This is a genomic window from Rathayibacter tritici, from assembly GCF_002932875.1.
Taxonomy (GTDB): Bacteria; Actinomycetota; Actinomycetes; order Actinomycetales; family Microbacteriaceae; genus Rathayibacter; species Rathayibacter tritici.
In genome coordinates this window covers 1-11,535 of sequence record NZ_PSWS01000072.1, presented here as the reverse complement: position 1 = coordinate 11,535, position 11,535 = coordinate 1, and the positions used below count along the sequence as shown (strand labels likewise).

The window sequence follows — 11,535 nt, the reverse complement described above, 5'->3', positions numbered from 1 at the left end:
GCTGACCCCCGCAAGCAGAGGAGACCGCGGTATGCCCGACCACTCGACGCGCGGCAACAACCTCGACCGCGTCCGGCGGCACAATCTCTCGGCGATCCTCCGCCTCGTGCATCGCGGCGGCCCCCGCTCCCGCTCTCAGCTGACGCGCCTCACCGGCCTGAACCGCTCCACCATCGCCGCCCTGGTCAGCGAGCTGGTCGAGCTGGGCATCGTGCGCGAACGCGAGCCCGCCACGGCGAACCAGGTCGGCCGGCCGAGCCCCGTCGTCGAGGCCGATCCCGGAGTCGTCGCGCTCGCCGTGAACCCCGAGATCGACGCTGTGACCGTCGCCGTGGTCGGCGTGGACGCCACCGTGCGCCGCCGCATCCGCCGCTCCGCCTCCGTGCCCACCGCCGAGGCCGCTGCACGCCTGGCGGCCGAGGCGGTCGCCGAGCTGCTGGCGGAGCTCCCCGACCAGACCCGCACGGTCGGCATCGGCGTCGCTGTCCCGGGCCTCGTGCGCGACGCCGACGGTCTCGTCCGGGTCGGTCCCCACCTCGGCTGGGACGACGAGCCCTTCTCCCGCATGCTCGCCGAGGCCACCGGCCTGCCCGTCCTCTCGGCGAATGACGCCAACCTCGGCGCGCTCGCCGAGAGCGTGCTGGGCGCCGGTCGCGACGTCTCGCACCTCGTCTACCTCAACGGCGGCGCGAGCGGAGTCGGCGCGGGCGTCATCATCGGCGGCGCGCCGCTGCACGGCATCGACGGCTACGCGGGCGAGATCGGCCACACCCTGGTCAACAGCGCGGGGATCGACTGCCACTGCGGCGCCGTCGGCTGCCTCGAAACCGAGGTCGGGCGCGCCGAGCTGCTCACCGTGCTCGGCCTCGACGAGGGCGAGCGGCTGGAGGAGGCGCTCGCCGCCTCGGAGGATCCGGCCGTCCGGGCCGAAGTCGAGCGCCAGCTCGGTCACCTCGCGGTTGCCCTGCGCAATGTGATCAATGTGTTCAACCCCCAGCTCGTGGTGCTGGGCGGCTTCCTCGGCGCGCTGATCGGCGTCGCGCCGGGGTTCCTCGAGGAGCGGCTGGGCCGCGGCGGCCCGTTCCGCGTCGCGCTCGACTCCGTGCGCATCGTCCGCACCGAGCTCGGCGCCGATCTGCTGATGCTCGGCGCAGCCGAGCTCGCCTTCGAGCGTCTGCTCGCCGACCCGATCGCCACCCCGCTCCACCCCGTCTGACGCCGGGCGCTGCCCCGCCTCCCGGCACCTTTCGGCTCGCAGAATCCGTTCCGGCTCGCGGGAACCGCTACTTCTCACGAGCCGGACACGGTTCCACGAGCCGAAGCCGCTCCGTCCGCCGCAACCCCCCACGCGCGAACGCGAGGTGACGGCATCATGTCCGGATGGATTCCCGCCGCGACCATGTGTCGACCGAGCCCGCAACAGCGCGTCCCGACGCCGTCCAGCGCGAGCGGATGCGGGAGCAGGTGCCCTCCGACGACGTCGTTGCGCGGTTGCTCACGAAGGAGGCCGCGCACCGGGTCTCCCGCCGCTGGCCGCTGATCTCGGCCTCGCTCGCCCTCCTGCTCACGGTGCTCCTGGCTGTGCTGATCGCGTTCCGCCCCACGTCCGCCTTCCGCTTCGACGTCGAGTGGATGAACGAGATCGTCGAGCACCGCTCGCCCGCCTGGGACATCCCCGCCCTCGTCATGAACACCGTCGGCGCCGGCCTGGTGGGCACGACGCTGATCCCGCTGGGCATCGTCACCGTGCTGCTCGTGTTCCGGAGGCGGTGGGCAGCGCTCTACTACGCGATCGCGGCACTCGTCAGCGTCGGCGCCACCCAGCTCGTGAAGGAGCTGGTGGGCCGCGCCCGCCCCGCCGACATGCTCGTCACCAGCGACTACGGCTCGTTCCCCTCCGGCCACACCGCGAACGCCGCGACCACGGCGATGGTGCTGGCCCTGGTCTTCCCGCTGCTGTGGGTCTGGATCGCCGGCTTCCTCTCCACGGTGGCGATGATGGCGAGCCGCACCTACCTCGGCGCGCACTGGCTGAGCGACACCGTCGGCGGCCTTCTGCTCGGAATCGGCGTGGCCCTCGTGGTCTGGGCGCCCCTGGCCGGCCGCCTCCGCTCCGAGGCCGAGCTCCCGCATCCGCCGATCTGGATCCGTCGCGCGAGCTGATGGCGCGAGGCCGGGCGTGGGCGTGACGGGCGGCGTCTCGCGAGGAGAGACCGGCGCCGATCAGGCGAAGGCGGCGAGGGAGTCGAGCTCGTTGAAGGTGTAGACGTGCAGGCCCGCGAGGCGCTCGCCGGCCGCGGACTCCAGGCGCGCGACGAAAGCGGACGGATCGAAGCGGCGGCCGCGGAGGAGTCCACCGGCCACCGACGTGCTCCGTCGCAGGAATCCGAGCGAGGAGCCGACCCCGATCCGCGCGCCCAGTGTCAGCAGCCGCGAGCGCTCGACCGGCCCCGGCACGCCCGCCCACAGATCCGCCGTGATCCCCTGCGCGCGGAGGCGGTCGGCGTAGCGCACCACGGCGTCCACGTCGAAGCACATCTGCGTGACGATCGAGCGGATGAAGGGGGTGCGCTCGCGCAGGTGCCGCTCGATGCTCTCGTCGGAGAGGTGCGGGTGGCCCTCGGGGTACCCCGCGATGTCCAGGGCCAGCCCGGGCGCGATCTCGCGGGCGTCGCGGAGGAGCTCGAGGCTCGTGGAGTAGGAGCCGGCCGCCGAGGTCGCGTCGCCCGAGATCACGAACGCCTCGTCGATCCCCGCGTCACCCATCCGCCCGAGCACCCGCTCCAACGCGCCGCGGCCCTCGACGTTGCGTGCCGCGAGGTGCGGCACCACGCGGAACCCCCGCCCGGCGAGGTCGACCGCGCAGTCCACGGTCCGCCCCGTTCCGTGCTTGGGCAGGCTCGTCACGGTCAGCGTCACGGCGGAGGGATCCGGGAACGCCCGCATCGCCCGCTCGCCGATGTCCTCGGCCGGGATGATCTCGAAGCGCGCGCGGGTCATCCGCCCAGCCTGCCACGCGCCCCGCGCGGGCGGTTCCGGTGTCGGTGGGTCGCCCTAGCCTGGAGGCGATCGCCGCCCGGTGGTCACGGAGGGAGTCGCGTGTACCTGGAATCCGGCCGCGTGGTCACGAGCCCCACCGACCTGGCGAACTGGGCGGCCTGCGAGTGGGCCGTCCTCCGCCGGTTCGACGCCCTGCTGGGCCGCGCTCCGCGCCTGGAGGCCGAGAAGGACGGGATGCTCGCGCGCACCGCCGCTCTCGGTGATGAGCACGAGCACCGCTTCCTCGCCGAGCTGAAGCGCTCGCACGAGGTCCTCGAATTCCCGCGCCCCGAGCCCGCCGACTACCCTGCGGCGGCCGAGGCCGCGGTCGCGGCGATGCGGGCCGGAGTCGATGTGCTCTACCAGGCCACCTTCTTCGACGGCGAGTTCCTCGGCTTCTCCGACTTCCTCCTGCGCACCGCCGAGGGCGCCTACGAGGTCTACGACACCAAGCTCGCCCGGCACGCGAAGATCCCCGCGCTGCTGCAGCTCGCCGCCTACGCCGAGCAGATGCAGGCGCGCGGCATCCGGGTGGGGGAGCAGGTCCACCTCGTGCTCGGCGACGGCTCCGTCACCACCCACCAGCTCGCCGTCGTCGCCCCCGTCCAGCGGGTGCAGCGCGCCCGGCTCCGCGCCGTGCTCGCCGAACGCCTCGCCGACGACGGGCCGCTCGCGTGGGGTGACCCGCGCTACCCCTCCTGCGGGCGCTGCTCCGTCTGCGCTCCCGAGGTGCAGGTCCACCGCGATCCGATCCTTGTCGCCGGGATGCGGCTCGACCAGCGGGCGAAGCTCGCGGCGGCCGGAGTGAGCACCCTCGACGCGCTCGCCGAACACGACGGCTCCGTCCCCGGGCTGGGCGCGGGTACGCTCGAGACTCTGCGAGCCCAGGCGCGGCTGCAACGGCGCTCCGAAGCATCGCCCGTCCCGGCCGTCGAGGTGATCGACGCCTCCGTCCTCGCCGCGTTACCCGCGCCTGATCCGGGCGACCTCTTCTTCGACTTCGAGGGCGACCCGCTGTATTCCGAGGACAACCGCGAGTGGGGCCTCGACTATCTCTTCGGCATGGTCGACGACCAGGAGCGGTTCACCGCGCTCTGGGCGCACGACCTCGCGGCCGAGCGGCGGGCGCTGCTGGACTTCCTCGCGCTCCTGCGCGCCCGCCGCGCCGAGCACCCGCGAATGCACGTCTACCACTACGCCTCCTACGAGCGCAGCCACCTGCTCTCGCTCGCGCTCCGGCACGGGGTCGGCGAGGAGGAGGTCGACGCGCTCCTGCGCGAGGGCGTCCTGGTCGACCTCTACCCCGTCGTGCGGCGGGCGCTCCGGGTGGGTTCGCGCAGCTACTCCCTGAAGAAGCTCGAGCCCCTCTATATGGGCGAGGAGGAACGCGATGCGGCGGGCGTGACGAACGCCGCCGACAGCATCGAGATGTACGTGCAGGCGCGTGCTGCGCTGGCCGTCGAGACGGCCGACGGGCAGCGCCGGCTCGACCTCGTTGCCGAGTACAACGCCTACGACTGCCGCTCCACTCTGCGGCTGCGCGACTGGCTGCTGGCGCTTGCCCCGCCGCGCGAGGAGCTCCCGCCGCTGCTCGAGGTCGAGATCCCTGTGCCGCGCGAGCCGCACCCGGTCGCCGTCGCCCTGCTCGCCCAGGTCGAGGGCGTGGAGCCGCGCGAGCGCACACCGGATCAGAGCGCCCTCGCCCTCGCCGGTGCCGCGATCGACTACCACCGCCGCGAGGCGAAGACCTTCTGGCAGGAGCACTTCGACCGCCTCCGCCAGCCGCTCGACGAGTGGGCAGAGACCCGCGACGTCGTGATGATCGACCGGGTCGAGGTCGTCCGCGATTGGGCGAAACCTCCGCGGGCGCGCACGCAGTCGCGGGAGCTGCGGATCCTTGGCCGCCTCGCTCCCGGCAGCCGGCTCGGCGTCGGCTCCTCGCCCTACCTCGTCTACGAGGCCCCGCCGCCGCCGGGTGCTCCCTCGCCCGGTCCGGGGTTGCGCGGCGCATCCGAGCGCTCCGAGATCCTCGCGGTCGACGACGACGGGGAGCGGATCGTCCTGCTCCTCAAGGAAGGCCTCAGGGTGGGGGAGGACCCGCACGACGATGCCCCCGTCGCCCTCGCTCCGGCACCGCCGCCTCGCGCCGCACCTCAGCCCGAGGCGATCGCCGAGTGGGGCGGCGAGGTCCTCGACGCTCTGCCCGCGATGCTGCCCGACCCGGCGCTCGACGTCCTGCGCCGGGTGCCGCCCGCCTCCGTTGCTCCGGTGCAGGGCGACGACGTGATCGGCGCGGTCGTCACCACGCTGCTCGGGCTCGAACGGGCGACCCTCGCCGTGCAGGGTCCGCCCGGCACAGGGAAGACCTACGTCGGTTCGCACGTCATCGCGCGCCTCGTGAATGAGTACGGCTGGCGGATCGGCGTGGTCGGCCAGTCGCACTCGGTGGTCGAGAACGTGCTCGGCGCCGTCGTCGGCCGCGGAGTCGATCCGTCCCGGGTCGCGAAGGTGCCCAAGGCCGGCACATCCGCCGAGGCGCTCGAGGCCGCCCTCTGGGCTCCGGTGAAGAATGCGGCGGCGCTCACCGCGGTCCTCGAGGAGGGCAGCGGCTGCGTCATCGGTGGCACCGCCTGGACCTTCGCCAACCCCGTCACCGTCCCCCGCCGCTCGCTCGACCTGCTCGTCGCGGACGAGGCCGGCCAGTTCTCGCTCGCGCCGACGATCGCATCCGCCGTTTCCGCGCAGCGCCTGCTCCTGCTCGGCGACCCGCAGCAACTCCCGCAGGTGAGTCAGGGCGCGCACCCCGAGCCAGTGGACGAGTCGGCGCTCGGCTGGCTCGCCGACGGGCACGACGTCCTCCCGGCCGAGTACGGCTACTTCCTCGCGCAGACCCACCGGATGCATCCGGCGCTCGCCGCCGCCGTCTCCGAGCTCTCCTACGAGGGCGCCCTGCGGTCGCGGGCTCCCGAGGAACGCCTGCTCGAGGGAGTGGCGCCTGGCCTGCACTCCGTCCCGGTGGAGCACGCAGGCGACACCACCTCCTCGCCGGACGAGGCGCGGCGCGTGGTCGAGATCACTCTCTCCCTCGTCGGCCGCACCTGGGTCGACGAGCACGGCGAGCGGAGTCTCACCGCGGCCGATGTGATCGTCGTCGCCCCCTACAACGCTCAGGGCGGGCTCCTCCGTGCCGCCCTGGACGTCGCAGGACTCGACGAGACGCCGGTCGGCACGGTCGACCTCTTCCAGGGTCGCGAGGCGGTGGTCGCGATCGTCTCGCTCGCCGCGTCCTCCGGGGCGGATGTGCCCCGCGGCCTGGAGTTTCTCCTCCTGCCCAACCGGCTCAACGTCGCGATCTCGCGAGCGAAATGGGCGGCCTACCTGGTGCACTCTCCGGCGCTCGCCGCTTCGCTGCCCACCTCGCTGATCGGCCTCGAGCGGCTTTCCGGCTTCCTCCGCCTGCTCGAACGGGGCGAGGAGGTGCGGTGATGACGGATCCGGTGGCCGCACGAGACTCGGTGCCCCGATCTCGTCGGTACTCGGCGTGGTGGACGACGCGATCCGTCGCTACGGTGTCCCCATGAGAATCCTCCTGGTCGGCGCCGGCGGCGTCGGCGACGCCTTCGCCAAGATCGCCGCCCGCCGCTCCTTCTTCGAGCAGATCATCGTCTGCGACTACGACCTCGACCGGGCCGAGCGCACCGTCGCCTGGATCGCCGAGCGCCACGGCGTCGACGATCGCTTCGTCGCCGCCCGGATCGACGCCTCCGACGCCGAGAACGTCGAGACCGTCGCCCGGGCGCACGGGGCCACCCACGTGATGAACGCGGTCGAGCCGCGCTTCGTCCCCGCGATCTTCGCCGGCGCCCTGGCCGCCGAGGCCGACTACCTCGACATGGCGATGAGCCTGTCGACGCCCCATCCCGACGCTCCGCACGAGCGAACCGGCGTGATGCTCGGCGACGAGCAGTTCGCCGCATCGGAGGAGTGGTCTTCCCGCGGCCGCCTCGCCCTGGTGGGAATGGGCGTTGAGCCCGGCCTCTCCGACGTCTTCGCCCGCTACGCCTCCGATCACCTCTTGGACGAGATCGACGAGCTCGGCGTGCGCGACGGCGCGAATCTGGTGGTGCACGACGAGGACGGCCGCGAGATCTTCGCGCCCTCCTTCTCCATCTGGACCACCATCGAGGAGTGCCTGAACCCGCCGGTCGTCTTCGAGCGCGATCGCGGCTGGTACACCACCGCCCCCTTCTCGGAGCCGGAGGTGTTCGAGTTCCCGGAGGGCATCGGCCCGGTCGAGTGCGTGAACGTGGAGCACGAGGAGGTGCTGCTGATGCCGCGCTGGCTCGACGCGAAGAAGGTCACCTTCAAGTACGGCCTCGGTGAGCAGTTCATCGGCGTCCTGCGCACCCTCCACCTCCTCGGCCTGGACCGCACCGAGCCCCTGAAGGTCCGCTCGGCCGGCGGCCCCGTCCAGGTCTCGCCGCGGGACGTCGTCGCCGCCGCCCTGCCCGATCCGGCCGGCATCGGCCCGCGGATGACCGGCAAGACCTGCGCGGGTCTGTTCGTCTCGGGCGCGAAGGACGGCACGCACCGCGAGGTGTACCTCTACCACGTGAGCGACAACGAGTGGACGATGGCCGAGTACGGCACCCAGTGCGTGGTCTGGCAGACGGCGCTCAACCCGGTGATCGCGCTGGAGCTGCTCGCGACCGGCGCCTGGTCGGGGACCGGAGTGCTCGGCCCGGAGGCGCTCCGCGCCGACCCGTTCCTCGAACTGATGGCCCGGCCCGAGGCCGACGGCGGCTACGGCCAGTCCTGGCACGTCCGCGAGGACTGAGCCGCCGCGACCCTAGGCTGAGCCCATGAGTGACGACGACGCCCTCGCCTCGGCGCGGGACGAGGCGCGAGTGGCCCTGGACGCCGCTCGCCGACTGCAGGCCGAGGCCGCCGAAGCGCTCGCGCGAGCGGAGGCCGCGGCCGCGGCTCTGAACGCGCCCGCAGCTACTGCGGATGCGGCGCCTGCCGCCCCCGCCCCCGGCCCGCTCCCCGAGAGCGCCGTCGACGCCGTGCGCACCGGCTACGCCTTCGCCGGCCCGGCCCTCGAACTCGGCGCCCTCGTCAACGGCGACGCTCGGATCGACGTCCCCGTCCGCATCCCGCTCGGGATGCTCAACCGGCACGGTCTCGTCGTCGGCGCGACTGGCACCGGCAAGACCAAGACCCTGCAGGTGCTCGCCGAGCAGCTCTCGGCCCACGGCGTCCCCGTCTTCGCCGCCGACATCAAGGGCGACCTGTCCGGCCTCGCCACCCCCGGCACCGCGAATGACGCGCTGCTCGCCCGCACCCGCGGTATCGGCCAGGATTGGCGGCCGGAGGCGGCGCCCGCCGAGTACTTCGCGCTCGGCGGCATCGGCACCGGCGTCCCCGTCCGAGCGACCGTCACCGGCTTCGGACCGCTTCTGCTGTCGAAGGTGCTCGGCCTCAGCCACACGCAGGAGTCGAGCCTCGGCCTCGTCTTCCACTACGCCGAGAGCGCCCGCCTCCCGCTGGTCGACCTCTCCGACCTCCGCGCCGTGCTCACCTACCTCGTCAGCGACGAGGGCAAGGCGGAGCTCGCCGAGCTCGGCGGCCTCTCGAAGGCGACGGCCGGGGTGATCCTCCGCGAGCTGATCGCGTTCGCCGACCAGGGGGCCGACGTCTTCTTCGGCGAACCCGAGATCGACACCGCCGAGTTCCTGCGCCTCGCGCCCGACGGCCGCGGCGTGGTCAGCCTCCTCGAGGTCCCCGGAGTCGCCGACCGGCCGGCGCTGTTCTCCACCTTCCTGATGTGGCTGCTCGCGGACCTCTTCAACGACCTCCCCGAGGTCGGCGACCTCGATAAGCCCAAGCTCGTCTTCTTCTTCGACGAGGCGCACCTGCTCTTCCGCGACGCGTCGAAGGATTTCCTCGCCGCGATCACGCAGACCGTGCGGCTCATCCGCTCCAAAGGCGTCGGCATCGTCTTCGTCACACAGACGCCGAAGGACGTGCCGAGCGACGTCCTCGCCCAGCTCGGCTCCCGGGTGCAGCACCAGCTCCGCGCGCACACCCCCGACGACGCGAAGGCCCTCCGCGCGACCGTCTCGACCTACCCCGAGAGCGACTACGACCTCGGCTCCGTCCTGCAGGCGCTTCCCATCGGCGAGGCCATCGTGACGGTGATGGACGAGCGCGGCGCCCCGACCCCGGTCGCCTGGACCCGCTTGCGCGCACCGCTGGGCTCGATGAAGCCCACTCCCGAGGCCGACCGCGAGGCGAGCGTCCAGCGCTCCCCGCTCCTCGCCCGCTACGGCACTGCCCTCGACCGCGACTCCGCCCGCGAGATCCTCACCCACCGGCTCGACGCCGCCGCCGAGGCCGAGGAGGCCCGCGCTGCCGCCGAGCAGCAGGCCGCCGACGACGCCCGCCGCGCGAAGGAGGACGCCGCGGACGCCGCCCGCCGCGCCAAGGAGCGCGTCGCCGCCGAACGCGCCGCCGACCAGGCCGCAGAGCGCTCCAGGAGGCGCACGACACCGACCTCGCGCGGGACCCGCACCACCCGCCGCGACAAGACCGTTGTCGAGGAGGTCCTGGGCTCGAGCGCAGGCAGGACTCTCCTGCGAGAAGTGGTGCGCGGGATCTTCGGGACCGCACGACGACGCTGACACGGCTGAGACGATCCCCGGCCGATCCTCGACACGAGGCGCTAACGGGGTCGTGTTAGCGTCGGTAGCGTGAGTGCGAGCGGGACGACGCGGGAGCGGATACTCCGGGCGACGGTGGAGCTGCTGGCCGACGGCGGGCGCGATGCTGTGTCGACGCGGGCTATCAGTGCGGCGGCGGGGGTGCAGGCGCCCACCATCTACCGGACCTTCGGCGACCTTCGCGGGCTCCTCGACTCCGCGGCGGCCGCCGGATTCGCCTCGGCACTCGCCGACTTCGAGCGGAGCGAGGCACCGGCCGACCCCGTCGACGCCCTCCGCGCCGCCTGGGACCACCACGTCGCCTTCGGGCTCGCCGAACCGCACCTCTACGCGCTGATGTTCACCGCGCGACCGGGGGAGGAGCCGGAAGCGGCGCGCCTGTCCCGGGGCGTCCTCCTCGACGCGGTCCGCGCCGTCGCGGAGGCCGGTCGCCTCACGGTCGACATCGAGCGCGCCTCGCGCCTGCTGCAAGCAGCCGCGCTCGGCTGCACCCTCACCCTGACCGCCCTCGCCGACCCCGACGACGAGCTCTCGTCCCGCTCCCGCGAGTCCGTCCTCGCGGCGATCACCACAGCGGAGGCAGGCCCCACCGACCCCGCGGCTCGCGCGGTCGTCGCGCACGCCGTCGCCCTGCGCACGGCGCTCCCGGCGGTCGAGGCCTTGAGCCCGGGGGAGCGCCTCCTGCTCGATGAATGGCTGGGGCGCATCGCCGAGTGATCGGCCGGTGCCCGGGCGCGATCAGATCCGCCCCCGTAGGGTCCGAGCATGCCCCGATCCATAGCCGATCTCTTCATTCGCCCCGTCCGCGCCGCCTACTCGGAACCCATCGCCACCCGTCGTGCGGCGTTCTGCTCTGACTCCTGCGCCCGGACGAACCACGTCTACGGCTGATTCTGCCCGCAACCCCGCTCTGGCTCGGAGCTACCGTGTCGATCCGCTCGACGATTCAATGTGCGCGCTGGTTGAACGCGGTTGCTGTCAAGCCGAAGCCTGTCCCTGTACGCCCGCTGTCGTGAAATATGTCAGAACTGACGCCGTCGATGCCGGCAGATTTGCAACCGCCGCCGCGCCCCCAGCCGTAGATTCGCGTCCGTGCTCGATGCACCGCCTGCCGATCGCGCGCCCGCCGTCAGCGTCGATGCCGTGAATCGAGGCATTTCCTCTCACGCAGCGATCGTCAGGCGCGTCGAGCTCTTGGGGAGCACGAGGCACCGGAAGTGTCGCCCATCCGCCACGCGCCGAGCGCGACGGAGCGGCAGATCATGCTCATGATGTCGGCGGTGCGATTTGCTCCGATGATGAGGGACCGCTGGTATCGAGCGGCCGTTAGACTCGCGTCGTGACTAACAAGAAAATTGGTGGGACTCCGCGCATAGTGATCGGCTCGCTCCTCATGCTTTGGGGTGTGTTTTCCGCCCTCTATGGTCTGGGCAACAGCCAGGGAGTCGGACCGTTTCCAGGGCTGCTCTTGTTTGCCGCGGGCATCTGGCTCCTGATACTTGGCTTGAATAGTCGGCGTCGTAGCCTCGATCACTAACACAGAGCGTTATTCATAAGCATTTACCAGCCGAGTCGGTAAAGTTCGAGGCGGGTGACGGTGCGAATGAGGTTGGGAAGTTCTGTAAGACGTCCGCGATAGCCGGTCTTGAGGATTTGCCAGTTCTTCCAGTGCGCGATGCATCTTTCGACCGCCGAACGGATGGAGGAGATGTATCGGTTGGCTGTACGTGTGTTGTCATCATGTTGTCCGTGGTGAAATTTTTTCCGGGGAGTG

The 11,535-nt window shown here is 72.1% G+C and carries 10 protein-coding genes; 8 read left to right on the top strand and 2 right to left on the bottom strand.

The window, feature by feature from the left end; all coding sequences use genetic code 11:
* Positions 1-31: 31 nt before the first annotated feature.
* On the top strand, positions 32-1,216 hold the full coding sequence (locus C5D07_RS14355; RefSeq protein ID WP_068254996.1) for an ROK family transcriptional regulator: 1,185 nt from the start codon (positions 32-34) through the stop codon (positions 1,214-1,216).
* Positions 1,217-1,380: 164 nt separating this feature from the next.
* On the top strand, positions 1,381-2,163 hold the full coding sequence (locus C5D07_RS14350) for a phosphatase PAP2 family protein (protein ID WP_237358177.1): 783 nt from the start codon (positions 1,381-1,383) through the stop codon (positions 2,161-2,163).
* A gap of 60 nt (positions 2,164-2,223) precedes the next feature.
* Here the strand turns inward: C5D07_RS14350 and C5D07_RS14345 are convergent, their stop codons facing one another.
* Positions 2,224-3,000, bottom strand: coding sequence for a methylenetetrahydrofolate reductase (locus C5D07_RS14345; protein WP_104259621.1), 777 nt, complete (start codon positions 2,998-3,000; stop codon positions 2,224-2,226).
* Between the two features lie 99 nt (positions 3,001-3,099).
* Between C5D07_RS14345 and C5D07_RS14340 the strand changes: the two genes are divergently transcribed.
* From C5D07_RS14340 to C5D07_RS15495, 6 genes are all read left to right on the top strand, one after another.
* Positions 3,100-6,525: a TM0106 family RecB-like putative nuclease gene (locus tag C5D07_RS14340; protein WP_104259620.1), complete on the top strand. Its 3,426-nt coding sequence runs from the start codon at positions 3,100-3,102 to the stop codon at positions 6,523-6,525.
* 91 nt (positions 6,526-6,616) lie between these two features.
* Positions 6,617-7,876, top strand: coding sequence for a saccharopine dehydrogenase family protein (locus tag C5D07_RS14335; protein WP_104259626.1), 1,260 nt, complete (start codon positions 6,617-6,619; stop codon positions 7,874-7,876).
* 25 nt (positions 7,877-7,901) lie between these two features.
* Positions 7,902-9,722: a helicase HerA-like domain-containing protein gene (locus C5D07_RS14330; RefSeq protein WP_104259619.1), complete on the top strand. Its 1,821-nt coding sequence runs from the start codon at positions 7,902-7,904 to the stop codon at positions 9,720-9,722.
* 69 nt (positions 9,723-9,791) lie between these two features.
* On the top strand, positions 9,792-10,478 hold the full coding sequence (locus C5D07_RS14325; RefSeq protein WP_104259618.1) for a TetR/AcrR family transcriptional regulator: 687 nt from the start codon (positions 9,792-9,794) through the stop codon (positions 10,476-10,478).
* Positions 10,479-10,526: 48 nt separating this feature from the next.
* Complete coding sequence (locus C5D07_RS16275) at positions 10,527-10,652, top strand: hypothetical protein (RefSeq protein ID WP_258062059.1); 126 nt, start codon at positions 10,527-10,529, stop codon at positions 10,650-10,652.
* Between the two features lie 448 nt (positions 10,653-11,100).
* Positions 11,101-11,298 carry a hypothetical protein gene (locus C5D07_RS15495; RefSeq protein WP_146076750.1) on the top strand — a complete coding sequence of 66 codons (198 nt, stop codon included), beginning with the start codon at positions 11,101-11,103 and terminating at the stop codon, positions 11,296-11,298.
* 23 nt (positions 11,299-11,321) lie between these two features.
* Here the strand turns inward: C5D07_RS15495 and C5D07_RS14320 are convergent.
* Positions 11,322-11,535: transposase family protein (locus tag C5D07_RS14320; protein ID WP_146079797.1), on the bottom strand; the 214-nt coding region annotated here is incomplete at its 5' end.

Bases quoted from the DNA above. Each gene is read 5' to 3' on its own strand.
- C5D07_RS14330 (WP_104259619.1), top strand. From the start codon at position 7,902: ATGAGTGACGACGACGCCCTCGCCTCGGCGCGGGACGAGGCGCGAGTG.
- C5D07_RS14350 (WP_237358177.1), top strand. From the start codon at position 1,381: ATGGATTCCCGCCGCGACCATGTGTCGACCGAGCCCGCAACAGCGCGT.
- C5D07_RS14355 (WP_068254996.1), top strand. From the start codon at position 32: ATGCCCGACCACTCGACGCGCGGCAACAACCTCGACCGCGTCCGGCGG.
- C5D07_RS14345 (WP_104259621.1), bottom strand. From the start codon at position 3,000: ATGACCCGCGCGCGCTTCGAGATCATCCCGGCCGAGGACATCGGCGAG.
- C5D07_RS16275 (WP_258062059.1), top strand. From the start codon at position 10,527: ATGCCCCGATCCATAGCCGATCTCTTCATTCGCCCCGTCCGCGCCGCC.
- C5D07_RS14335 (WP_104259626.1), top strand. From the start codon at position 6,617: ATGAGAATCCTCCTGGTCGGCGCCGGCGGCGTCGGCGACGCCTTCGCC.